The sequence below is a fragment of the Ferrovibrio sp. genome, assembly GCF_965278975.1.
In the GTDB taxonomy this organism is placed as follows: Bacteria; Pseudomonadota; Alphaproteobacteria; order Ferrovibrionales; family Ferrovibrionaceae; genus Ferrovibrio.
This window is the reverse complement of sequence record NZ_OZ257126.1, coordinates 2463748-2486015: the sequence shown is the minus strand read 5'-3', so window position 1 is coordinate 2486015 and position 22268 is coordinate 2463748. Positions and strand designations below refer to the sequence as shown.

25 protein-coding genes are annotated in these 22268 nt (G+C 60.6%); 8 read left to right on the top strand and 17 right to left on the bottom strand.

From position 1 onward, the window contains the following. Positions 1-58: 58 nt before the first annotated feature. From ACQY7X_RS11930 to ACQY7X_RS11865, 14 genes are all read right to left on the bottom strand, one after another. Positions 59-541, bottom strand: coding sequence for a DUF305 domain-containing protein (locus ACQY7X_RS11930; RefSeq protein WP_341982527.1), 483 nt, complete (start codon positions 539-541; stop codon positions 59-61). A 31-nt stretch (positions 542-572) separates the two neighbouring features. Further along, entirely contained in the window at positions 573-1019 is a 447-nt protein-coding gene (locus ACQY7X_RS11925; protein WP_341982530.1) for a DUF411 domain-containing protein, read from the bottom strand. Positions 1020-1030: 11 nt separating this feature from the next. After that, on the bottom strand, positions 1031-4147 hold the full coding sequence (locus tag ACQY7X_RS11920; RefSeq protein WP_428245450.1) for an efflux RND transporter permease subunit: 3117 nt from the start codon (positions 4145-4147) through the stop codon (positions 1031-1033). Continuing rightward, positions 4144-5475, bottom strand: coding sequence for an efflux RND transporter periplasmic adaptor subunit (locus tag ACQY7X_RS11915; protein WP_428245448.1), 1332 nt, complete (start codon positions 5473-5475; stop codon positions 4144-4146). The genes ACQY7X_RS11920 and ACQY7X_RS11915 overlap by 4 nt, the downstream gene beginning before the upstream one ends. After that, on the bottom strand, positions 5472-6752 hold the full coding sequence (locus tag ACQY7X_RS11910) for a TolC family protein (RefSeq protein WP_341982536.1): 1281 nt from the start codon (positions 6750-6752) through the stop codon (positions 5472-5474). The genes ACQY7X_RS11915 and ACQY7X_RS11910 overlap by 4 nt, the downstream gene beginning before the upstream one ends. Before the next feature lie 59 nt (positions 6753-6811). After that, complete coding sequence (locus ACQY7X_RS11905) at positions 6812-7174, bottom strand: hypothetical protein (RefSeq protein WP_341982537.1); 363 nt, start codon at positions 7172-7174, stop codon at positions 6812-6814. 82 nt (positions 7175-7256) lie between these two features. Then, the gene (locus tag ACQY7X_RS11900) at positions 7257-7775 is read right to left on the bottom strand and encodes a copper chaperone PCu(A)C (protein WP_341982538.1); all 519 of its coding nucleotides are present in this window, start codon (positions 7773-7775) and stop codon (positions 7257-7259) included. Positions 7776-7868: 93 nt separating this feature from the next. Continuing rightward, positions 7869-8168 carry a copper-binding protein gene (locus ACQY7X_RS11895; RefSeq protein ID WP_341982539.1) on the bottom strand — a complete coding sequence of 100 codons (300 nt, stop codon included), beginning with the start codon at positions 8166-8168 and terminating at the stop codon, positions 7869-7871. A 14-nt stretch (positions 8169-8182) separates the two neighbouring features. Beyond that, complete coding sequence (locus tag ACQY7X_RS11890; RefSeq protein WP_341982541.1) at positions 8183-8383, bottom strand: hypothetical protein; 201 nt, start codon at positions 8381-8383, stop codon at positions 8183-8185. A gap of 14 nt (positions 8384-8397) precedes the next feature. After that, positions 8398-8910 carry a cupredoxin family protein gene (locus ACQY7X_RS11885; RefSeq protein WP_341982543.1) on the bottom strand — a complete coding sequence of 171 codons (513 nt, stop codon included), beginning with the start codon at positions 8908-8910 and terminating at the stop codon, positions 8398-8400. Between the two features lie 30 nt (positions 8911-8940). Then, complete coding sequence (locus ACQY7X_RS11880) at positions 8941-10239, bottom strand: copper oxidase (RefSeq protein ID WP_341982545.1); 1299 nt, start codon at positions 10237-10239, stop codon at positions 8941-8943. 18 nt (positions 10240-10257) lie between these two features. After that, entirely contained in the window at positions 10258-11676 is a 1419-nt protein-coding gene (locus tag ACQY7X_RS11875; protein ID WP_428245445.1) for a TolC family protein, read from the bottom strand. Positions 11677-11684: 8 nt separating this feature from the next. Next, positions 11685-12005 (bottom strand): hypothetical protein, encoded by a 321-nt coding sequence (locus ACQY7X_RS11870; protein WP_341982549.1) that lies wholly within the window; start codon positions 12003-12005, stop codon positions 11685-11687. A gap of 77 nt (positions 12006-12082) precedes the next feature. After that, complete coding sequence (locus ACQY7X_RS11865) at positions 12083-12547, bottom strand: hypothetical protein (protein ID WP_341982551.1); 465 nt, start codon at positions 12545-12547, stop codon at positions 12083-12085. A gap of 236 nt (positions 12548-12783) precedes the next feature. Between ACQY7X_RS11865 and ACQY7X_RS11860 the strand changes: the two genes are divergently transcribed. Together ACQY7X_RS11860 and ACQY7X_RS11855 are read left to right on the top strand one after the other, a co-directional pair. Beyond that, positions 12784-13095, top strand: coding sequence for a hypothetical protein (locus tag ACQY7X_RS11860; protein ID WP_341982553.1), 312 nt, complete (start codon positions 12784-12786; stop codon positions 13093-13095). Between the two features lie 145 nt (positions 13096-13240). After that, the gene (locus tag ACQY7X_RS11855; protein ID WP_428245443.1) at positions 13241-15505 is read left to right on the top strand and encodes a heavy metal translocating P-type ATPase; all 2265 of its coding nucleotides are present in this window, start codon (positions 13241-13243) and stop codon (positions 15503-15505) included. Between the two features lie 18 nt (positions 15506-15523). Here the strand turns inward: ACQY7X_RS11855 and ACQY7X_RS11850 are convergent, their stop codons facing one another. From ACQY7X_RS11850 to ACQY7X_RS11840, 3 genes are all read right to left on the bottom strand, one after another. After that, positions 15524-15727, bottom strand: a complete 204-nt coding sequence (locus ACQY7X_RS11850; protein WP_341982557.1) for a heavy metal-associated domain-containing protein — start codon at positions 15725-15727, stop codon at positions 15524-15526. Between the two features lie 96 nt (positions 15728-15823). Then, positions 15824-17089 carry an adenylate/guanylate cyclase domain-containing protein gene (locus ACQY7X_RS11845; RefSeq protein ID WP_341982559.1) on the bottom strand — a complete coding sequence of 422 codons (1266 nt, stop codon included), beginning with the start codon at positions 17087-17089 and terminating at the stop codon, positions 15824-15826. Positions 17090-17370: 281 nt separating this feature from the next. Next, complete coding sequence (locus tag ACQY7X_RS11840) at positions 17371-17805, bottom strand: helix-turn-helix domain-containing protein (protein WP_341982561.1); 435 nt, start codon at positions 17803-17805, stop codon at positions 17371-17373. Between the two features lie 98 nt (positions 17806-17903). On the opposite strand from ACQY7X_RS11840, the gene ACQY7X_RS11835 reads away from it, so the two are divergent. The 6 genes from ACQY7X_RS11835 (at position 17904) to ACQY7X_RS11810 (ending at position 22268) form a co-directional block, all read left to right on the top strand. Then, complete coding sequence (locus tag ACQY7X_RS11835; protein ID WP_341982563.1) at positions 17904-18674, top strand: transglutaminase family protein; 771 nt, start codon at positions 17904-17906, stop codon at positions 18672-18674. A gap of 2 nt (positions 18675-18676) precedes the next feature. After that, entirely contained in the window at positions 18677-19549 is an 873-nt protein-coding gene (locus tag ACQY7X_RS11830) for a cation transporter (protein WP_341982564.1), read from the top strand. Next, entirely contained in the window at positions 19546-20019 is a 474-nt protein-coding gene (lspA, locus tag ACQY7X_RS11825; RefSeq protein ID WP_341982565.1) for a signal peptidase II, read from the top strand. Before ACQY7X_RS11830 ends, lspA begins: the two co-directional genes overlap by 4 nt. Positions 20020-20124: 105 nt before the next feature. Next, complete coding sequence (locus ACQY7X_RS11820) at positions 20125-20496, top strand: hypothetical protein (protein WP_341982567.1); 372 nt, start codon at positions 20125-20127, stop codon at positions 20494-20496. A gap of 25 nt (positions 20497-20521) precedes the next feature. Next, entirely contained in the window at positions 20522-20905 is a 384-nt protein-coding gene (locus ACQY7X_RS11815) for a hypothetical protein (RefSeq protein ID WP_341982570.1), read from the top strand. 295 nt (positions 20906-21200) lie between these two features. Further along, entirely contained in the window at positions 21201-22268 is a 1068-nt protein-coding gene (locus ACQY7X_RS11810; protein ID WP_428245440.1) for a TolC family protein, read from the top strand.

Sequence of the window (22268 nt, the reverse complement as noted above, 5' to 3'; positions counted from 1 at the left end):
GAATATCCGGGTAATGTTGCAAGCATTGCTTCGTAAGCGCGTTTGAGTTTCATCCTGTCTATATATTTGACGATCGCAACCTATCTAAAATCTGCTCCATCTGGTCGATCTCCCCCTGTTGGCCCTTGATGATCTGCCGGCACAAATCGGCTAGTTCGGCATCGGTGATGTTGGCCTCACGGCACATCAGGATGGCGCCCGAATGATGCGGAATCATGGAGCGCACGAATTCGGCATTCCCGACGGCTGCCTGTGTGCGCATGCCGACATAGCTGCCAATGAACACGAGTGCAGCCACGGCAACGATCGTCCAGTTCAGACGCTGTATGGGGAACATCGAGCGCATGGCGACAAGCATGACGAGAGCCATGGGGGCGACCATCATCAAGGTCATGTAGACGTTGTTGAGGTTGAAATGGAAATCCGACAGCGAATTGATCATGGCGTACATGACCAGGTACATGATGGCGAAATCGACCGCCAGCTCAGCGGCGAAGCCCCAGTAATGGGACTTATGCATCTCCGTCGAATGGTGCGCCATGATATGCCTCCAGGACCATGATCAGACCGGCCTAAGAGTAACGCGAATAGACTGTGGTCGTTCCACCCTTCGCAAACAGCAGGACGTCGTATGGATCTGCCTTCCCGGTCTCCATGCCGGGCGAGCCTTCCGGCATGCCGGGCACCGTCAGGCCAAGCGCGTCCGGCCGTTCGCGCAGCAGGCGCTGGATATCAACGGCTGGGACATGGCCTTCGATGACATAACCGCCGACGCGCGCGGTATGGCAGGAGGACAGCTCAGGCGTGAGGCCGGCACTCAGCTTCTCCTGGTTGAGCAGCGCCATCGGCACATCCTTGGCCGTGACCGGGAAGCCAGCCTTGCGCAGATGGGTGATCCAGGCGTTGCAGCAGCCGCAGCTTGAGGTTTTCAGCACATGGACTGTGTCCGTTGCCCGCGCCGGGAGTACGGGCAGGGCTGTTGCAGAAAGCGTCAGTACCAGAAAACTGCGTCGATTCATGGTGGTCTCCTTCACATCTTTGGAATGTTGCGCTGCTTGATCAGGGCATAGATCGCCGGAATGACGATCAGCGTCAGCAAGGTGGATGAGACCATGCCACCGATCATCGGTACGGCGATACGCTGCATCACCTCCGAGCCCGTGCCGGTGATCCACAGGATCGGCAGCAGGCCTGCCATGATGGTAATCACCGTCATGGCCTTGGGTCGCACGCGGTCAACGGCGCCCTCGATGATTGCCGCCCGCAGGTCCGCCTGTGTGAACGCCCGTCCCTCGCTGTGACAGAGCGCCTTCCGGTCGCGAAGTGCATGGTCGAGGTAGATCAGCATGATCACTCCGGTCTCGGCGGCGACGCCGGCCAGCGCAATGAAGCCGACGGCAACGGCCACGCTGAAGTTGAACCCCATCCAATCCATCAGCCAGAGTCCGCCGATCAGGGCAAAAGGCAGGCTCAGCATCACGATCAGGGTTTCCGTCATGCGCCGGAAGTTGAGGTAGAGCAGCAGCATGATCACGAAAAGCGTCGCCGGAACGACAATGCGCAGGCGCTGCTTGGCACGTTCCAGATGCTCGTACTGACCGCTCCAGGCGAGCGTCACCCCCTTCGGCAACTGGATCTCGCGGGCCAGTAACGCCTGGGCGTCTGCCACATAGGAGCCGATATCGCGGCCCTGCATGTCGATGAAGACATAGACCGCGAGCTGGGCATTCTCGGTGCGGATCCCGGTCGGACCCTGCTCCAGCCGGGTGCTGGCCAGCTGCCCCAGCGGCACCATGGCGCCGTTGGGCAGCGGTACCAGCACCTCACGCGCAATGGCCTGGGGGCTGGAACGCAGCTCGCGCGGATAGCGGATAATCACGCCATAGCGCTCCCGGCCTTCCACAGTGCTGGTGACCATCTCGCCGCCCAGTGCCATGGCGATGACGTTCTGCACGGTGTCGATCGATACACCATGCCGGGCGAGCGCCAGACGGTCCGGTTCGATGGTGAGGTAGTAGCCGCCGATCACACGCTCGGCAAAGGCACTCGATGTCCCCTGGACCTTGCGCAGGCTGGTCTCGATCTTTCTGGCGAGCCCATCGAGTTCGACCAGGTCAGGTCCGAACAGTTTGATCCCAAGCGTGGTACGGATGCCGGTCGAGAGCATGTCGGTGCGCATCTTGATCGGCATGGTCCAGGCGTTCGAAACACCTGGGATCTGCAGTGCCTGATCCATCTCCCGGATCAGGCTGTCCACGGTCACACCTGGCCGCCATTCCGACTGCGGTTTCAGGTTGATCACGGTCTCGAACATCTCGGTCGGTGCTGGGTCGGTCGCCGAATTTATGCGGCCGGCCTTGCCAAAGACACTTTCCACCTCCTGGAAGCTTTTGATGATCTTGTTCTGGGTCTGCACCAGCTCGGCTGCCTTGGCGATCGACAGCCCCGGCAGGGTGACGGGCATGTACTGGATGGTACCCTCGTTCAGGTTCGGCATGAATTCCGTACCGATGCGGGAAAGCGGAATCCAGCTCAGGCCCAAGGCCAGGACGGCGATCGCAATCGTCACCCCTTTGGCGCGGAGCACGAGGTCGATCACCGGCCGGTAGGCTGCAATCAGCAGCCGGTTCACCGGATTGCGGTGCTCGGGCACGATCTTGCCGCGGATCAGCAGTACCATCAGTGCTGGCACCAGCGTCACGGAAAGGAGAGCCGCACCAGCCATGGCGAAGGTCTTAGTATAGGCCAGCGGCTTGAACAGCCGGCCTTCCTGGGCTTCGAGCGCGAAGATCGGGATGAAGGACACCGTGATGATGAGCAAGCTGAAGAAAAGCGACGGTCCGACCTCGACGGCCGCCTCGGTCAGCACCTTGACACGATCAGCCTCCGGGCCGGCCCGCTCCAGCCGTTTATGGGCATTCTCGATCATCACGATGGCAGCATCGACCATGGCGCCAACCGCGATCGCAATGCCCCCTAAACTCATGATGTTGGAGGTGATGCCGAAAGCCTCCATCAGGATGATCGCGATCAGGATGCCGACCGGCAGGGTGACGATGGCGACAAGCGCACTGCGCATATGCAGCAGGAAGATGAAGCAGACGAGCGCCACCACGATCGACTCCTCCACAAGGGTCGATTTAAGCGTGGCGACGGCCCGCCGGATCAGTTCCGAGCGATCATAGACCGTCACGATGTCGACGCCTTCGGGCAGGCTTGCCTTCATCTCTTGGATGCGCGCCTTAACCCCGTCGATCACGGCAAGCGCATTCTGGCCGGCTCGCTGGATGACGGTGCCGCTCACCACTTCGCCTTCGCCATTCAGCTCGGTGATGCCGCGGCGCTCATCCGGCCCCAATTCGATACGGGCCACATCGGAGAGCCGCACCGGCGTGCCGCCTTCCGACTTCAGGACGATCTGGCCGATATCGGACAGGTTGCGCAGGTAGCCACGGCCACGGACCATGAATTCGGTCTCGGCCATCTCGATCACCCGGCCGCCAACATCCCGGTTGCTCTGCCGGATCGCCTCGGCGACCCGCTCGAGCGGGATGTTAAAGGCCTGCAGTTTGCGGGGATCGACCACGACCTGATACTGCTTCACGAAGCCGCCCGCAGAGGCGATCTCGGCCACACCATCGGACTTGGCCAGCTGGTAACGGAAATTCCAGTCCTGCAGGCTGCGCAGCTCGGCCAGCGTCTTCTGTGCCCCGGTGACGGCATACTGGTAGACCCAGCCCACACCGGTCGCATCGGGGCCGAGTGCTGGAGTGATGCCGGCGGGAAGCCGTTTGGTGGCGAAATTGAGGTATTCCAGCACCCGGCTGCGCGCCCAGTAGAGGTCGGTGCCTTCCTCGAAAATCACATAGACGAAAGACACCCCAAAGTATGAGAAGCCGCGCACCACCTTGGAACGGGGCACGTTCAGCATGGCCGAGGTGAGCGGGTAGGTGACCTGATCCTCCACCACCTGCGGCGCCTGACCCGGATATTCGGTGTAAACGATGACCTGGGTATCGGAGAGGTCCGGGATGGCATCGAGCGGCAGCCGGCTTAGTGCAACAAGGCCGGCCGCGCTCAGGAACAGGGTTGCAAACAGCACCAGGAAGATGTTGCGGGTCGACCAGCGGATCAGGGCGGCAATCATTTCGGCGCCTCCTGGCCCGACTGCGCTGCCGATGGCGGTGCAAATGATTGCAGGGCCGCTTTCAGATTGGCTTCGGCATCCAGCAGGAAGTTCGCCTGCACCACCACGGCCTCGCCCTCATCTAGACCGTCGCGCACTTCGATATAGCCATCACCGCGGGCCCCCAGCTTGACCTCGCGCGGATCGAACCGGCCCATGCCGATATCGACGATGACGATCTGGCGTCGGCCACTGTCGATCACCGCGCTTTCGGGGATGGCCAGCGTCTCTTCGGTGACGGCCTGGGTATTCAGCAGCACCGAGGCATACATCTCGGCCTTGAGCGCACCATCCGGATTGGGCACCTCGATTCGCACCCGGGCGGTGCGGGTGTCGCGGTTCACCGTCGGATAGATGAAGGCGACCTTGCCGGCGAATTTGCGGTTGGGATAGGCATTCACTGCGATCTCGACCGGCTGGCCCGGTTTGATCAGACCCAGGTCCTGCTCGTATACCTCAGCCTGCAACCAGAGCTGGCTGTCATCCACCAGGCGGTAAAGCCGTTCGCCTGGCATGATGCGCATGCCTTCGACCACGGCCTTGTCCATCACGAGACCCTGCATGGGGGCGGCAATGGCGAATTGCCGGCTGACCTGGCCGATGCGTACCAGGCGGTCCTGGACAGCTTTGGGCAGATCGAGGTTGCGCAGCCGTGCCAGCGCCCCCTGGACGAGGCGTTCCGCGTCATTGCGCACGGCCCGGTCATCGGAAGGTGCCTCATCGCGCAGGCGTGCGGCCAGCAGGTATTCCTCCTGGGCCTGCACCATGGCCGGGCTGTAGACCAGCATCATGGTTTGGCCGGCCTTGACCGGCTCGCCGGTCGCATTGACGAGCAGTTTCTCGATCCAGGCCTCGTATTTGACCGTCACATCGACCTGGCGGCGTTCGTCGAACTGGAAGCTTGCAGTCGCGCGCACCGGCCTGGACAGCATGCGGCTGCGGGCATCTTCGGTGCGGACGCCGAGCAGTTGGATCTTCTGCGGACTGAGCTTGATGCCGCGATCAGGTCCTTCTTCCTCACCTTCATAGACAGGGATGTAATCCATGCCCATCCAGTCTTTCTTTGGGGTGGGGGAGACATCAGGCAGGCCCATCGGGTTGCGGAAATAGAGCAGCTTCTTTTCAGCCTTCTGCGCTTCTCCAGCCGGCTGGCTCGATGTCATGGCTGACATAGTGGTGTCCTTGCCACGAATTGCTGCTGGTAGGCCGTGCGTTCCCAGGGCGTAGCCGCCAACACCAGCCAGTGTCGCAATCGCGACGCCGGCCAGGATGAATTGAGGGCGAATCATAGGTCACCTCCGACCAGACGTTCGATTTCGGCCAGCAGCCGGCGTTGTTCGGCCTGGGCCCGGATGCCATCCAGTTCGACTTCGCGCAGCCGGCTCTGCGCCTGAACCAGGTCAGCGAAGCCGCCGCTACCCTGCTCATAGGCGCGCAACTGGGCAGTCAGGGCTGCCCGAGCCTGGGACAGGATGCTGCCACCACTTAAACTCTCGATGCGCCGCTGAGCCTCCAGACCGGCCAGCATCTCGCGCAGAGTTGCGGCCAGTTCCAGTTCAATGGCCTGGCGCTGGACCCGAACAGCGCTCTGTTCGGCAATCGCCTCGTTCTTCTTGGCATCCCGCAGACCGCCGCGCAGCGGAATGTTCAGGGTGACATAAGCCTCATAGGCCCGGACCCCGAGATCCCGTTCGATCGTACCTACGCCAAGCGACACGTCTGGCACCCAGTCGGCATCGGCAAGCCGCCGCCTGGCATCGGCGCCGGTGCCGCGGGCGGCCAGCTGACGGAATTGCGGGTTGCGGTCGAGCGCTTCGATCATCAGGCTGTCGAACTGCAGCCGCTCGGGCCTCGGCATCGGAGCCAGCCCGAGCGGCGGCTGCAGGTCGGCACCAGCATCTCTGCCAAGCAGCCCATTCAGGCGGGCATCGAACTGGCGTACATCGCCCTGCAGGCGCGCAATCTCGGTTTCGAGCCGGTTCCGGGCCAGGCGGCTGTTGAGCGCACCTTCCTGTCCGATCCGCCCTTGCGCATAGCCACGATCTGCTGCCTCGACAATGCGGTCCAGCAGGCCACGCTGTTCATTGAGGATGCGCAGACCCGCTTGAGCAAGAAAACGCTGTGCCTGGGCCGCTTTGATCCGCGCGACCAGTTCGTTGGCAACCAGCTCCTGACGCGCCTGCGCATCCGCCGTATCGGCATCGGCGATGTTGCGGCGCAAGTCGCGTTTGCCACCCAATGGGAAGCTCTGTTCCAGCATGTATTTGCGGTAGCCAAGCTGGTCGGGCAGCAGGCCGGATGAGCGCGTGTTGTCGTTGAATTCGACCCGGAAGGTTGGGTCGGCAAGGCTGTCGGCCGCTGAGGCGCGGGCCATCGCCATGTCGCGCTCAAGGGCTGCGAACGCGATATCGGGATGCTGGCTGCGTGCCGTCGCCAGCAGCAAGGGCAACTCGCTGCCCAAAGCAGGCTGTGCGAGCGTCGGTTGAGCCATAACCGGGATGCCGATCGTGGCAACCAGCATCAGCATGGCGCCAATGGCACCACGCCATACAAAAGCTTCGAACATGGAAAATGCTCCGTTTCCAGACGTCAGACATGGCCCGGCAGGCCGGGCCGTGGGTCAGGTCAGGAGCGGAGGATCGGCGGATCGTAGAGCGGCGGCGGCAGCCAGTCGGCGATGCCACGGCCGACGAACGATGGTTCAGCCACAACAGTAAGTCGGGTCATGGCGGATTGCGTAGGCAGGCTCACGCCCGGAATAGCGATGCAACCAACCTTGCATTTCGACAGATCAGCATTGCCATTGAGACCGGCCTGATCGGCTTCGTCGCAGCAATCGTGACCTGGTGCCAAGGCCTGGATGATTTCCAACTGAACTGTGCTGGCATCATTGGCCGGCGCGCAATTGGCACTCATCGGCGCCAGAGGGCCCAGCAGAAGCCCGATGGCGACCAAAAGACGGAGCGCTTTAGCCCAACCGGCGGTCATGGGCATAGTCTACACCGACTCTGCCCGGTTCCCAACGGCAAAGTGACGCAGGTCGGACGGGCATTCCAGCGCGGGTAGATCATCAATGATCATGATGCGGCCCGACATCACCGACCACGTCGACCCATTGCCCGGCATTGAAAATGAGGCGCAAGGGGACATGCACGCCGTTGCGCAGTGTTTCACGCAACCCGGTCAGTTCGACCCACATATGGGATGTGGCGAAATCGAGGGCCTGCTCTGGTTTCACGCCAAGTGAGTCCAGCTGCAGCTGGCGCCCATCGCCGGGATTGAACATGATCCGGCTGCCGGATGCGATCGGCGTGTCGACACGCAGCAGGTGGATGATGCTGCCTGTATTGTTATGGATACTGAATTTCAGGACCGCACTTGTGCCGTTGCGCGGCTCGATCAAGGCGTGGTCGACATCGATCTGGGGACCGAATTCCGTATGGGCACGAACTGCTGGTGGGAGCAGCAGCACAAGAACGAACAGCATGAGCGCCCATGCAGCGTGACGCCGAGGTACATGATGATGGTCACGCCAGACCTTCATGCGGCTGGTCACCTGAAAAGAGACGGAATTAAGCTTAAGCGGCATGGGCGATGTCCAGCAAAACCTCCCCTAACCGAATGGCGGACCGAAGGACCCACGACGGCGCCGTCCGGATCAGGGGAGGCCTCTGCCGGCCCTTTATTTCTTGGGCTCGACCGAGGTCACGACCATGGCGCCACTGTCCTTGGTCACAGTGAAATTGACCGTCTCTCCGACCTTGGCCTTGTCCAGCAGACTCGAATCCCGCACCTGGAAGACCATGGTCATACCCGGCATATCCATGCCTTCGATCGGGCCATGCTTGATGGTGATCTTGCTGGCGTCCTTGTCGACCTTGCGGATTTCACCTTCTCCTTTGCCCATCATCTGGGCAAAAGCGTCAAGGCCAGCTCCACCAAGAGCCAGAAACACGGCGGCGGCGAGGATAAGCTTTTTCATGATGCAACTCCTTTTCAGTTTGACTGTTCAACGCGCCAGCGGTTCGAGCGCTCGTCATAGGCCGTTACTCGATCCGTGATGCATTGGCGGTACTCTGCCGTGCCGGCCCGGCTAAGCTTTACGCAGGCCGCCTGATCCACCGGAAAGGGTGGATTCGACTGCGCGGCGCACCCGGCCAGGACCAGAAGAATCACGACGGAACTGATGTTGGACATAATGACCTTCCTGATTAGCGGACGATGATCTTGCCCTTCATGCCACCCTGCATGTGGCCCGGAACCAGGCAGCCATAATCGAAGGTACCTGCCTTGGTGAACTTCCACAGGATGGTCTTGGTCTTGCCTGGATCGACGGTCACCGCATTGGGATCGTCATGCTCCATCTCCGGGTTCTTCTCCATCACCGTGGCATGCTCAACCAGCTCATCCATGGTGCCCAGCGTCATCTCATGCTTAAGCTGACCGCTGTTCTTCACCACGAACTTGACCGTCTCGCCGCGGGAGACCATCACGGTCGCAGGGCTGAAGCGCATCTCGTCCGTCATGTTGACATTGATGACCCGGGCATTGGCCTTCGGATCGCCAGGCTCGCCCAAGGCTGCGGCATGGCCATCGTAGGCACCCTTCTTGTCGTCATGACCGTGGCCGCCGCTATGGCCAGGTGCTGCGGAGACAGCGACGGCCGCCAGGCTAAGCGTGCCGCTGACCAGCATGAGCATCATTTTGCGATGATTCGAGAGCATTGAGTTTTCCTTCTGCAGTGTTACGGCTCTTCAGCCGCGCTTGTTAACGTCGCCGTTGTACTTGTAGGCAACCGTACCGGGCGGGTTCTTGTACCAGCCGGGATCCTTGTAATCGCCGCGGGCCAGACCCTCGCGGACCTTCACGACGGTGAACATGCCGCCCATCTCGATCGGCCCGAACGGACCAGTGCCGGTCATCATCGGCAGGGTGTTGTCGGGCAGCGGCATTTCCATCTCGCCCATATCGGCCATGCCGCGCTCACCCATGGTCATGTAGTCGGGAATGAGCGAGACCATGCGCTTGGAGATGCCGCGATGATCGACGCCGATCATGGTCGGCACGTCATGGCCCATGGCGTTCATGGTGTGGTGCGACTTGTGGCAGTGGAAAGCCCAGTCGCCCGGATGCACGGCGTCGAACTCAAATGCCCGCATGGCACCGACCGGGCAGTCGATGGTGACTTCTGGCCAGCGTGCCGATGGCTGTACCCAACCGCCATCGGTGCAGGTGACCGCAAAATCGTAGCCATGCATGTGGATCGGGTGGTTGGTCATGGTGAGGTTGCCAAACCGGATTCGCACCCGATCGCCCATCCGCACCGGCAGAGTGTCGATGCCGGGGAAGACACGGCTGTTCCAGGTCCAGAGATTGAAGTTGGTCATCTCTGCGACCTTGGGTGTTGCCGCACCCGGTTCGATGTCGTAGGCGTTCATCAGGAAGACGAAGTCGCGGTCCACCCGGTACTGGTTCGGGTCGCGCGGATGCACGATGAACATGCCCATCATGCCCATGGCCATCTGCACCATCTCGTCGGCATGCGGATGGTACATGAAGGTGCCGGATTTCTTCAGCTGGAATTCGTACACGTACGTCTCGCCTGGCCTGATCTGCGGCTGGTTCAAGCCTCCGACACCATCCATGCCGGCCGGCAGGATTTGGCCATGCCAGTGGATGGTGGTGTGTTCCGGCAGCTTGTTGGTGACAAACAGCCGGACCCAATCACCTTCGACGGCTTCAATCGTTGGGCCAGGTGACTGGCCGTTATAGCCCCACAGATTGGCTTTCATGCCGGGGGCAAGTTCGCGCACGACCGGTTCGGCGACCAGGTGGAATTCCTTCCACTTGCCGTTCATGCGCCAGGGCGCGGACCAGCCGTTCAGGGTCACGACCGGATTGAACGGCCGGCCGGTGCTGGGCAACGGCGGCGGCTCGGTCTTGGGGCCGGCCGGATAGGCCGGTTCCGGCAGGGCGGCGAGCGCCGAGCGGCTAACGGCCGCAGCGGCGATACCGGTGGCGGCGGCAGAAAAGAGATTGCGTCGGGTGAACATGCTCGTATCTCCAGAAGTTCAGTGACCGCCGCCGGCGCGGGCAGCGGCAACAGCATTGCCGCCAGCCGGTGTGCCGGCTTCGACGGGCGCGATGGTCACAAAGGTGAGGTCGGTATCGGCGATCCAGAAATCGCGCTGCGCTTCCAGCGCCGAAGTGACATCGGCGATCTGGTCACGGGCGTCTGACAGCAGTTCGAATACGCTGATCAGCATCCCGTTGTAACGCTGCACCATCTCCTCGGACGCCTTCTGGCGTAGCGGGATGACCTCGTCCTGATAGTGCTTGGCGAGCTCATAGTTGGTCTGGTAGCCAAGCCAGGCCTCACGCGCAGCCGAACGGGCATTGACCGCCGTGTCGGCCAGGCGATGCACCGCCTGCAGATAATACTGCTCGGCCTTGGTCGCCTTGGCGTCACCGAAGTCGAACAGCGGAACCTGGAAGCTGACCTCGTATCCGGTCTGGTCCTTGGCCTCGCTCTGGCTGTTCCGCTGGAAACCGACTTCGAGGACATTCACGAAGCGGGTCGCATTGGTCAGCCCATAGGACTTCTGCAGGGCGGACACGTCGGCCTTGGCCATCTGGATATCGAGGCGTTCGGTGATCGCCTTGGCTTCGATATTCTCTACGCTGCGCGGGCTGCCAGGCAGGGTGGGCAGCCGGTCCGGCAGTTTGTAGGCCATATCGTTGCCCCACAGACCCATCAGACGGCCGAGCCGCTCACGGGCAGCCGTGGCCATCACCCGGCTCCTGGCCAGGCGGGCTGTGGCATCGGCATAGAAGATTCGCTCGCGGACATAGTCGAGCGTGTTCCAGTTGCCGACGGAGCGCATGCGGCGGGCTAGTTCGGCCTGGACTTCGGCCGTCTCGCGGACCTGGGCTACATATTTAGCAGTCTGTTCGGCAGCCACAGCCTCATACCAGGCCCGCTTCGTCTGGGCCGCCAGCGACAGCACTTCGGTGGCAGTATTGAGTTTTGTCCGCTCGAACCGCCGGCTTTCGATGCTGGCCGTGATCGGCAACACCAGCAAGCTGAGGGCGTCGATCCCGATCGAACGTTCGATCTCGATCTCCTGGCCACGCCTCAGTCGGGCAAAGCTGAAGCCAGGATTCTCTGGCCGCCAGGAGCTGGTCAGATCGGCAGCGCCGATGCCGAGCTCGGAGAAGTTGCCCTGCAGCCGGCGATTGTTCAGCAGGGCGACCTGGACCGCGTCATCGGCGCTCAACGGCTTGGCCAGCAATTCGTCGATGGTCTTGCGGACCTTGACCTCATCCTCCTCGGACTTGATCCAGACCGGCTTCTGGCCGATGCGCTGTTCCGTGGTGGATGCGACCTCCTTGAAGGCACGATTGGCAACCGGGCCGGCGCAGGCGCCCAGTAAGGCGACAAGGGCAACGCTCGCGGTGAGGCGGCGCATGGTAATGGCTTGGGTCATCATGGCGGACCTCACTTGCCGTGTCCGGCATGGCCGCCGGCCGCCGGAGCTGCATCACTCGTGGCCTTGGCCGGCATCTCGTCGGTGCTGTCCGATTTGATGGCCCCCACATGGCCACCGACATCCCGCACGGTGTCATTTGCTTTGCGCCAATCGGTCTTGCCCTCGAATTGAGAGCGCTTATAGCCGCTGAAGGCGGACTGATAGGGAAGCGGCGCGGTCGGCGCATTCGGATCAAGCAGGCCGGCCGGCGGCTCTGCGGCCCCTGCAGCTTGCGCTACAAGGCCCATGGTCATGCCCAGAAGGGCTGACCGAAAGCTCAAGGAAGACATGGAAAAGCCTCATCAAGTTGAACGACGAAAGGATGATCGACCGCAGGTAGTGCTGCGGGGCGATCCTCAGGCGTCGATCAGACTCGAGGAGGCTCGGAGGGAAGTGCGGGCGTAAGGCTTGCGGGCGACTGGGTCGCCGGCAGTGCATAGCCCGCGTAATAGGCCACGAAGGCCGTCAGTGGCCGTTCGCCGAATGCAAACAGGCCGCAGAGCGCACAGTCCTTGCACAGGATGCAGCCCTGATCGCAATTGCCAGGTGCGCTGTCGCCACTGGTTGCCATGGCATCGTGATCATGCGGCAGGCCCAATTCATGGGCGGTGGTCGCATCGATCTTCGAGGTTTTGACACCTTGATGATCATGACCGGCCACCGAGGCCTGATCTGCGTGATCATGCCCAGGAGATCCGGAGACAGCGGTAATCATCGTATTCGATGTCGCTGCCATCGCCATGCTGTGCGAAAGCGAGGAGACGGTCCCGGCAAACAGAAGCGCAAACAACGCCAAAGTGGCGGCAAGGCGCCGCCACGGCGAAAGCGTCATCTGTGTCTGACTGGACATCATGGGGAGCACGATACAACCTTCCAGCATGGCAAGGTCAAGGCCGGAACGAGAGGTTACCAATTTTAGAGCAAACCATGCCTGGCTGTCGGCTCAGGCGGCTTCGCGTTTGAAAAATATGAGTTTTCCGATATTCTGATTGTTAAGGACCCAACTTAAAGACTGCTCGATCATTGATCGGAGCAGATTCTTGCCTGCAGAAATTGCGGAGGCTGATCATGTCGATCCGGGTCCTCATCCTGCTGCTGCCAATACTTTCTGCTGCCTGTGCGACAGGTACGCCATCAAGATTCGATGATCTGATCGGCTTGCCCAGAGCAGACATCCTCAAGCGGTATGGATCGCCGGATGCAGAGACCTGGATCAATGACCGACAGGTGCTGACCTATATCATGGATGAACATCGCCTTCCGTCAGCGACACCCCGATCGCCTTCGCCGCGTCTGCATCATTGCCGGGTGCGGATGGAGTTCGATCGCACAAATACCCTGCGCAGTATTCGCGAATCCGGCAACTGCCACAGCGACTGACCGAGACGAGAAAAACATGAACGACACCAGCCGCCACGACCATTCGAGCCACGACCATCATCATGGGCATGATCCAGCCGCACATAATCATGCTCACGGTCATCAGCATGACACGCCGGACACAGTGAGGGATCCGGTCTGTGGCATGCAGGTCGACCCGGCAAAAACCGCTCATCAGGCAGAGCATGAGGGGCGGCCTTATTTCTTCTGCTCGGGCGGCTGCAAATCCAAGTTCACTGCTGATCCGGCCCGTTACACGACCAGGCAGGTAAAGCCGGCCATGCCGCCGGCTGCGGCGGGTACCATCTATACCTGCCCGATGCACCCTGAGATCCGTCAGCCCGGGCCTGGCTCATGCCCGATCTGCGGCATGGCGCTTGAGCCGGAAATCGTCTCGGCAGACAGCGGGCCCAATCCCGAGCTGATCGATATGACCCGGCGATTCTGGATCGGGCTGGGGCTGACTATCCCCGTCTTCATGCTCGAGATGGGCGGGCATCTCTTGAACCTGCATGTCGTCGGGCAGCAGATGTCGAACTGGATCCAGTTGGTCTTGGCAACACCTGTCGTTCTGTGGGCGGGCTGGCCCTTCTTCCAGCGCGGTGCGGTGTCCATTGCAACCCGCCAGTTGAATATGTTCACCCTGATCGCCATGGGGACAGGCATTGCCTGGGCCTACAGTCTGGTAGCAACCATTCATCCAGGCCTCTTTCCACCGGCTTTTCGCGGGCCAGATGGCGCCGTCGCAGTCTATTTTGAGGCGGCAGCTGTCATCACTGTGCTGGTCCTGCTCGGCCAGGTTCTGGAATTGCGGGCGCGTGAGCAGACATCGGGTGCGATCAAGGCCCTGCTGGACCTGACACCGAAGACGGCTAGGCGCATCGCGGCGGATGGCTCGGATGAGGACATTCCTGCTGAATTGATCCAGGTCGGGAATCGTTTGCGAGTCAGGCCCGGCGAAAAGGTGCCGGTCGATGGCGAGGTACTGGAGGGCCGCTGTGCCGTGGATGAATCCATGGTCACCGGTGAATCGATGCCCGTCACCAAAGAAGCTGGCAGCAAGGTGATCGCGGGAACCATGAATCAGACCGGGTCATTCGTCATGCGCGCCGATAAGGTCGGCCATGACACCATGCTGTCCCGGATCGTCCAGATGGTGGCGCAGGCCCAGCGCAGTCGGGCCCCGATCCAGCGCCTTGCCGACGACGTTGCCGGCTGGTTCGTGCCTGCCGTCATCGTGGTAGCGATCCTCGCGTTTGCTGCCTGGGCTGTCTGGGGCCCGGAGCCGCGCCTCACCTTTGGACTGGTAGCTGCTGTATCCGTACTGATTATCGCCTGTCCCTGCGCGCTTGGCCTGGCGACGCCAATGTCGATCATGGTCGGGGTCGGGCGCGGTGCCCAGCTCGGCGTCCTGATCAAGAATGCAGAAGCACTCGAGCGGATGGAAAAAGTCGATACCATCGTGGTCGACAAGACCGGAACGCTGACCGAAGGCAAGCCAAAGCTCACCCAGATCCGCACAACGGCCCAGATTGGCCAGGACAGACTGCTTTATTTCGCAGCCAGTCTCGAACGGAGCAGTGAGCATCCACTGGCTCAGGCGATTGTACAATTGGCGGCTGAACGCGGCATGGCGCTCGGCACGGCGACCGACTTCGACAGCCCGGTCGGCAAAGGCGTGGTCGGACGGATCGATGGCCATCAGGTCGTCATCGGCAACGCTGACTTCCTGCGCAGCCACGGCCTGCCGGCGGAGCGGTTCAGTCACCAGGCCGATGAACTCCGCCAGGACGGCGCAACCGCCATCTATCTTGGCATCGACCAGGAGGTGGCCGGTATCCTGGCGATATCCGATCCGGTCAAGCAGACGACGCCAGCAGCGCTTGCCGCCCTGCGCGAAGATGGCATCCATGTCGTTATGCTGACGGGCGACAACCGCATCACGGCCGAAGCCGTGGCGCGACGCCTCGGGATCGAAGAGGTAGAGGCCGATGTGCTGCCGGACCGCAAGAGCGCCATCGTCGAGCGCCTGCGCGGCGAAGGCCGTGTGGTGGCCATGGCCGGCGATGGCGTGAACGACGCACCCGCGCTTGCGGCCGCCGATGTCGGCATTGCCATGGGGACCGGGACGGACGTCGCCATCGAAAGTGCCGGCGTCACCCTGCTGAAGGGCGATCTTCAGGGCATCGTGAAGGCCCGCCACCTCTCGGCCGCGACCATGCGGAACATCCGACAGAACCTGTTCTTCGCCTTCATCTACAATGCAGCGGGTGTACCGATCGCAGCCGGGGTGCTGTATCCGGCTTTTGGAATGCTTCTGTCACCTGTTATTGCTGCGGCCGCCATGGCCCTATCGTCGGTGAGTGTGATTGCCAACGCTTTGCGACTGCGTGCCGTCCGCATCAAATGAACGGAACCTGTCAGGAGGTCACGCCGACGCTGTCTTTGGCGTGAAGCCAGCATTTTCGATGGCCTTGCGAACCGCATCGTCAGACACTGAGCCACGCACGGAAATGCGCTTGTTCGGGCGATCGACGACGATGTCATCGACGCCAGGCAAAGCGGCAACCACCTTGCGGATACTGGCCTCGCAATGACCACAGGTCATGTCGGGAACGGTAAGGTCAGTCATCGGGTATCTCCTTGCCGCTCCAGCCTTACGGCCTTCCTGCGTGGGAAGGTCAAGGCATGTCTGCCGGAGATGAGGCTGAAGCTGCTCCCAAGCTCGTCAGCCTGAAAGCTTATGCACTGGCATCGGTTTGGGGTGGCCGGGAAGCGGTTGCGGCGGCAGCGCCACAAGCCTGGCATCGTGGTAACCTGCCGCCTCGACAAGCGGAGTCGAGAGAACCAGCGGTGTCTCCAAGGCACGCGGTAATCGCGCGAGACGGCTGGCGACATTCACGGTATCGCCAATGACGGTATATTCCAGATGCGTGCCATCGCTGATCACGCCTGCGAACACATCCCCGAAATGCCCACCAATCGCGATACGAATGGGCGGCTTGCCCAGATTTTTGCGTTCCCGGGACCAGGCCTCGATTTCATCGACCATCGACAGAGCACAGAGTATGGCCCGCTTTGCATCTTCCGGCGCCTGTCGTGGTGCGCCGAAGACCGCCATGACGGCGTCGCCGATGTATTTATCGACCACACCGCCATTGGCCAATACTGGCCTGGAAATCCGCTCCCTGAAGTCCGAAACGAACTTGGCAAGCTCGCCAGGATCCATCGCCTCCGCCATGGCGGTGAAGCCTTGCAAGTCGGCAAACAGCACCGCGGCGCGGATGCGATCGCCAAACTCAGGTGTTCCAGATGGCCTGTTCATCAGCTCTTCAGCGACGTCGCGGGAAAAGTAGCGAGACAAGGTGGCGGCCCGACTGGTGCTGACATAGACATTGGCAATCAGTCGCCTGGTTCGCGCGGTCGTTACCGCGAGAATGCCCATGGTCAGCAGGAAAATGATGATCGGAAAAACTCTGAAGTGCATCAGATGCCCTGCCGCATCCGTATGGAAGCCAGAGTCATCAACTTTGCTGACCATTGACGCGATCAGGACCACTGTCGCCAGGATGCCGGCCGCAAACACCACCAGCCAAGGGTTGTAGCGAAGTGACGCATGGAGGAAGACTACGACAAGCAGGCCAGAGATCGGCAGCGTGAAAGCGTCAATTGGCGAAATGCCTAATTCCGCCCCGATCATGACGATGGCAGTCGTCAAGGTGATGATGTCGAAGCCGACCAGGAAATAGGGTAGGATGGCGTGATGATACTTCCTCCAGGCCGCATACAGGCCCCCAATGGTTCCGATGCCGTAAACCAGCACGGCCAACTCCAGTGGCCGGTGATCTGCTTCCTGCGTGCGTGCCGTAAAAACTGCGGCCAGCAGCGTCACCAGGATGATGGCGCGAATGATCGATGCTATCCGCTCGCTTTCGAGGTCGGATGCGATGAAGGCTTGCGTAAGGTCTTGTGGGAGGAATGTGCCTTCGGTCATTTGTTTCAGGCTTCCCGTTGGTTGGTCGCCCGAGAAATGGCTGAGGTCAATATATTCCAGGACCGTGCAAGTCCAAATTGGCCATATGTGCGAAGCCAGATATTATCGACCGATTTCTTTCTCGTGTAAAAAATTTTCATTGATCTCCAGGGCTTTAGGCTCGGCGAGCTACAGAGCAGTAAGATATTTCCCGAATATTACCTGCGGTCGGTGCTAGCCTTTGGCAGACCTTCGGGTTTGTAAACCGAAGGTATAGGATCGCCATGCTCCTGAGATCAAACTCACGCCTGGTCATGACGGCAATGGGCATGTCCAAAGTCCGCCAGTGTTTCGATGATGCGGCATTCAGCGACTTTGCCGGAGCCACATTCACCAACCATCCGCTTCAGCTCTTTACGCAAGGCCTTGAGCTGCGAGATGCGTCGCTCGACGTTTTCGAGATGTTGCTGCGCGATTGCATTGACCGCATCGCAACTCTGGTCCGGCTCGTCTGAGATGCGGATGATTTCCCGGATATCCCCGAGCGAAAAGCCAAGATCCCGGCTGTGCCTGATGAATTGCAGGCGTCGGAGATGATTGGCGCCATATCGGCGCTGATTGCCTGCCGTCCTGGGAGGCTCTGGTAGCAGGCCTTCCTCTTCATAGTGACGGACAATCTGGACAGAGCAGCCGCTCTGGTCGGCAAGCTGTCCAATCGTAAGTGATTGATTTTTCATATTGTGAACTCGTCTACGGCAGGTGAAATCACCGCTTGAACCTACAATAGTTGTAGGCTGTACGGTGTCCGAAGTGAAATCAAATCAACAGGCGCACCATGCTTGCGACCGACATTGCTTTCCGCGGCCACCAGCCCGTAACGCCCAACGAAGCCGAATGCGTGTGCGAATTGCTGGAGCGCACGCCGTTGCTCGACTTCGACCATCCCAGCATCGTGGCCTTGATTGCCGAGCGCGGCTGGCGCGACATGGTTCGCGAAGACCGCGTGCAGGCAATTTATGAGTTCGTCCGTGACGAAATCCTGTTCGGCTACAACACCGACGACGATATTCCGGCGTCAGCCGTGCTGGCTGACGGCTACGGTCAATGCAACACCAAGGCGACCCTCTTCATGGCGCTGCTGCGCGCGGTCGGCATCTCCTGCCGATTCCACGGCTTCACCATTCACAAGCGCCTTCAGAAGGGCGCGGTCACTGGCCTGTTCTATCTGCTGGCGCCCGCCAACATTTTGCACAGCTGGGTCGAGGTTCAGATTGATGGCCGCTGGTTGAATCTCGAAGGCTTGATCCTGGATAACAAATATCTGCGGCAGCTTCAGGCCCGTTTTCCTGACTGCTCCGGAAGTTTCTGCGGATACGGCGTGTCCACCGCCGATTTCCGCAATCCGAAGACAGCATGGACGGGCCGAGATACCTATATCCAGGATAAAGGCATCAATCACGATTTCGGTCTATTCAATACCCCTGACGAGTTTTACGCCAAGGTCGGTACGAATATCAGGGGCTGGAAACGATGGTTCTACATCCACTACATCCGGCATGTGATGAACCGGAATGTCGCCCGCATCCGAAACGCAATCATCAGGTAATCATGTCCACCACGGCTGCACCGAAGGCATCTGATATTCAGTACCGCGTGACCGGTATGGATTGCTCCAGTTGTGCCACCAAGATTGAAGGCGCCACTCGAAAGATAACTGGTGTTAACGATGTCAGGGTATCAATCGCGTCTCAGATCATGACGCTCGACGTTGCGGAACCGGCGGTACAACTGCCTGAAGTCGAGCGGGCGGTGACAGGTCTGGGCTATCACCTTCAGCGCCTGGATACCGTAACGGATGGCGAAAACGATGAGCTGCCGAAAGACATATCGCATGTTGCACCAGCTTATCGGCGCGCGCTCTGGATTGTTGTGCTGCTGAATGTTGGCTACGGCATCGTGGAAGCGATGGGCGGTTTCTGGTCTGGTTCTCAAGCACTGAAGGCCGATGCGCTCGATTTCCTGGGCGATGGTCTCATCACATTCCTCGGGCTACTGGCTATAGGGTGGAGTTTGGCGTGGCGTGCGCGTTCGGCTCTCATCCAGGGCCTGTTTCTTGGCGCACTGGGGCTCGCAGTCCTTGCCAATACGGCCTATCGGGTTCTGGTCTTGCATACGCCGGAAGCTGAGTTGATGGGCTTGTTCGGCCTTATCGCACTTGCTGTAAATGTCGCGGCTGCTGCTGTCCTGGTGCCGCATCGTGCGGGCGATGCCAATGTCAGAGCTGTTTGGCTATTCAGCCGGAATGATGCCATCGGCAATGCCGCCGTTGTCGTTGCTGCTGGCGTGGTCGCCTGGACGGATTCGGCATGGCCGGATCTGGTCGTTGCCATCGTTATAGCAGGACTGTTCCTGCAATCGGCCTGGTCGATTGTGCGGGATGCGCGAAGTGACTTGGCCAGAGCAGGTAAAACATCGCTGTGACGCCGCGTATTGCAGGATTTGTATGGGGCACCGCCGCGCTCCTCCTGGATCAGGCAAGTAAGGCAATTACCCTTGCCGCGGGCTCAGGTGATTCCACCTGGGCCATTCAGGTGACCCCATTCTTCAATCTGATCCTGGTGCGCAATGACGGCGTCAGCTTTGGCCTGCTCGGCGGCCATATACCTTGGTGGGCACTGTCGATGTTTGCTCTCGTAGTCATCGCTTACCTCCTGTGGTGGCTCTGGCGAGAAGCCTCTTGGATCACATCCGCTGGGCTTGGGCTTATCATTGGGGGTGCCGTCGGCAATGTTCTGGATAGATATCGGCACGGGGCCGTGACCGACTTTCTGGATTTCCATGCCTTCGGCTGGCACTGGCCCGCTTTCAATCTGGCGGACGTCGCCATTTTCGCCGGTGTCGCCTATATTCTTTGGGATGGTATTCACCCTCGGTCGCAAGAGCGGATGTAACAGTATTGCGGCGGCGAAGCGTCGCAGCAGCCTGACAACGCCGTGACTTGCCAGCGTAATCTTCCGTCGCTAGTTCTGTATGTCCCTCAAACATGGAGGTGTCGAATGAGGAAACTGAGTGCATTGGTCGCCGCAGGCCTATTCGCTTTCGCCGTTTCGGCGCAGGCGGACGAGGCGAAATACGGTGGCCAGGTCAAGAAAATCGGTTCTTACGAAGGCGAGCTGGTCGTCAAGGGTAGCGACGTCCATCTCTATGTCATCAAGGACCATAAGCCGATGAACCCGACGGCCTCTATGTCGGCCAATGTGCGCCTCTTCGTGAACAACGCTGAGAGCACGGTCGAGCTGAAGCCCGAAGGCAATAAGCTGGTTGGCAAGGCCGCAAGCCCCGCCGCCGGGAATGTTCGGGCCATGACAACCCTTGCTGATGGTGGTAAGGAAGTTGGCAAGGCTCAGTACAATCTGAACGTCAAGTAAGCGTATCCCCAGGCAAACAAAATCAATGAAAATCGGTATTTTCAGGCATTTTTTGGCAGGTCGGCGTTTCGCCGTCATTGTCACTGTGCTTGGCATGCTGTTCAGCGCGACTGTCGGCGCCTGGCATCTAGAGCATCCGGACATGGTCGCCGGTTTCAATGACCAAACGACGGTATCGGCGTTCCAGTCGGGCGATAGTGCGTCGCAGGTCGATATCGATAAATCCAAGCCAGGTGCCAATGGAAGCCAGAACTGTGCTTCCCATTGTGAACAGCATGGTCGTGGCCTGCCGCATACCGTGGCCAGCCTGAATCACTCCATGCCCACGGCGCCCAAGCTCCTGGCCCTTAACGACAACGGCCTTGCCGTTGCGCAGCCTGACGGCCTTCTAGAACCTCCCAAAGCCTGATCCTTCGACTCTGAACACGACCTGGTGTGTCTGCACCGGGAAACCTGTGTCTGTCCGAGGATTCCATGCGCTTCTACAGCCTTTCCGCGCTCGCACTCTGCGTGGCGCTGACCTCAACTGCCTATGCGCAGACGGTCGAAATTCGCACGCTCGACGATGCCCTGCGCATTGCCGAGACCAATTCACCTCGCATTCGCGCGGCCGATGCCCGGCGCGAAGGAGCGACAGGCGACCGCATGCTTCACCTCGCATTCGCGCGGCCGATGCCCGGCGCGAAGGAGCGACAGGCGACCGCATGCAGGCCAGTGCTTGGCCGAACCCCGAGCTATTCGTCGATGCCGAGAACTTTGCGGGCAGTAAGGAGTATCGCGGCACCAACAACATCGAGCTGACGGCAGGCCTGTCCCAGCGTATCGAGATTGGCGGTAAACGGCAGGCCCGCATTGATGCTGCCGAAGCCGGACTGACGCTCGCTACCCACGACCGCACGGCCGACCAGCTCGCCCTGCGAGACGAGGTCGCCAAGGCGTATATCGGCGCACTGTACGCGGCTCGCCTGGTGGCCCTGGAGGACGACCGGCTGAAGAACGCTCAGTCGTTGGCGGGCGCCATCCGTGAGCGTGTCCAGAACGGCCGAGAGTCTCCCGTCCAGTCTCGCAAAACCGACATCACTTTGGCGGCGGCTCAGGTCGCAAGCCAGAAAGCACAGCGCGAGCTACAGGGCAGTCGGGCCGCTCTGACAGCCTTGCTGGGAGTGCCGAATGTCACGTTGGCGCTGAATTCTGGCTGGTTCGATCGTATCGGCGATGTCCCCGATGTAAGCCCCAATGAAGCCGCACTGGCCGAGAATCCGGACTTTGCCCGGCTAAACGCGACAATCGCCCAAGCGCGCGCTGGCGTGGACCGCGAGCGCGCTGCCGGTGTGCCGGACCCGACGCTCCGAGCGGGTATGCGTCGGTACAACGAAGATGGCGGCAATGCCCTGGTGGTGGGCTTGTCTATTCCCATCCCGGTCTTCGACCAGAACAGCGGAAACATCTTGCGTGCCCGCCAAGATCTGAATCGGGCTGAAGCCGAGGCCGATGCCATGCGGCTGACGTTGCTCGGCAACTTGGCGCGCGCCCGACAGACGCTGCTGGCGGCGCATAGCGAAGCCGAAGCCATGGGCAAGACGATTATACCTGCTGCCGATGAAGCTGCTGCTGCTGCCCGTGAAGGTTATTCCGCTGGCAAGTTCGGCTTCCTCGACCTGCTGGATGCCCAGCGGACCCAGTTCGACGTCAAAGCCCAGCATGCCACTGCGCTGCGCGACTATCACCTGGCTCGTATCGAACTGATGCGCCTTGTTGGCCGCACTTACTGA

Bases quoted from the DNA above. Each gene is read 5' to 3' on its own strand.
- ACQY7X_RS11860 (WP_341982553.1), top strand. From the start codon at position 12,784: ATGTCGATCCGGGTCCTCATCCTGCTGCTGCCAATACTTTCTGCTGCC.
- ACQY7X_RS11885 (WP_341982543.1), bottom strand. From the start codon at position 8,910: ATGCTCTCGAATCATCGCAAAATGATGCTCATGCTGGTCAGCGGCACG.
- ACQY7X_RS11850 (WP_341982557.1), bottom strand. From the start codon at position 15,727: ATGACTGACCTTACCGTTCCCGACATGACCTGTGGTCATTGCGAGGCC.
- ACQY7X_RS11840 (WP_341982561.1), bottom strand. From the start codon at position 17,805: ATGAAAAATCAATCACTTACGATTGGACAGCTTGCCGACCAGAGCGGC.
- ACQY7X_RS11870 (WP_341982549.1), bottom strand. From the start codon at position 12,005: ATGTCTTCCTTGAGCTTTCGGTCAGCCCTTCTGGGCATGACCATGGGC.
- ACQY7X_RS11810 (WP_428245440.1), top strand. From the start codon at position 21,201: ATGCAGGCCAGTGCTTGGCCGAACCCCGAGCTATTCGTCGATGCCGAG.
- ACQY7X_RS11910 (WP_341982536.1), bottom strand. From the start codon at position 6,752: ATGTTCGAAGCTTTTGTATGGCGTGGTGCCATTGGCGCCATGCTGATG.
- ACQY7X_RS11890 (WP_341982541.1), bottom strand. From the start codon at position 8,383: ATGTCCAACATCAGTTCCGTCGTGATTCTTCTGGTCCTGGCCGGGTGC.
- ACQY7X_RS11865 (WP_341982551.1), bottom strand. From the start codon at position 12,547: ATGACGCTTTCGCCGTGGCGGCGCCTTGCCGCCACTTTGGCGTTGTTT.
- ACQY7X_RS11900 (WP_341982538.1), bottom strand. From the start codon at position 7,775: ATGCCGCTTAAGCTTAATTCCGTCTCTTTTCAGGTGACCAGCCGCATG.
- ACQY7X_RS11820 (WP_341982567.1), top strand. From the start codon at position 20,125: ATGAGGAAACTGAGTGCATTGGTCGCCGCAGGCCTATTCGCTTTCGCC.
- ACQY7X_RS11905 (WP_341982537.1), bottom strand. From the start codon at position 7,174: ATGACCGCCGGTTGGGCTAAAGCGCTCCGTCTTTTGGTCGCCATCGGG.
- ACQY7X_RS11925 (WP_341982530.1), bottom strand. From the start codon at position 1,019: ATGAATCGACGCAGTTTTCTGGTACTGACGCTTTCTGCAACAGCCCTG.
- ACQY7X_RS11915 (WP_428245448.1), bottom strand. From the start codon at position 5,475: ATGATTCGCCCTCAATTCATCCTGGCCGGCGTCGCGATTGCGACACTG.
- ACQY7X_RS11880 (WP_341982545.1), bottom strand. From the start codon at position 10,239: ATGTTCACCCGACGCAATCTCTTTTCTGCCGCCGCCACCGGTATCGCC.
- ACQY7X_RS11835 (WP_341982563.1), top strand. From the start codon at position 17,904: ATGCTTGCGACCGACATTGCTTTCCGCGGCCACCAGCCCGTAACGCCC.
- ACQY7X_RS11830 (WP_341982564.1), top strand. From the start codon at position 18,677: ATGTCCACCACGGCTGCACCGAAGGCATCTGATATTCAGTACCGCGTG.
- ACQY7X_RS11875 (WP_428245445.1), bottom strand. From the start codon at position 11,676: ATGATGACCCAAGCCATTACCATGCGCCGCCTCACCGCGAGCGTTGCC.
- ACQY7X_RS11895 (WP_341982539.1), bottom strand. From the start codon at position 8,168: ATGAAAAAGCTTATCCTCGCCGCCGCCGTGTTTCTGGCTCTTGGTGGA.
- ACQY7X_RS11930 (WP_341982527.1), bottom strand. From the start codon at position 541: ATGGCGCACCATTCGACGGAGATGCATAAGTCCCATTACTGGGGCTTC.
- ACQY7X_RS11920 (WP_428245450.1), bottom strand. From the start codon at position 4,147: ATGATTGCCGCCCTGATCCGCTGGTCGACCCGCAACATCTTCCTGGTG.
- ACQY7X_RS11855 (WP_428245443.1), top strand. From the start codon at position 13,241: ATGCAGGTCGACCCGGCAAAAACCGCTCATCAGGCAGAGCATGAGGGG.
- ACQY7X_RS11815 (WP_341982570.1), top strand. From the start codon at position 20,522: ATGAAAATCGGTATTTTCAGGCATTTTTTGGCAGGTCGGCGTTTCGCC.
- ACQY7X_RS11845 (WP_341982559.1), bottom strand. From the start codon at position 17,089: ATGACCGAAGGCACATTCCTCCCACAAGACCTTACGCAAGCCTTCATC.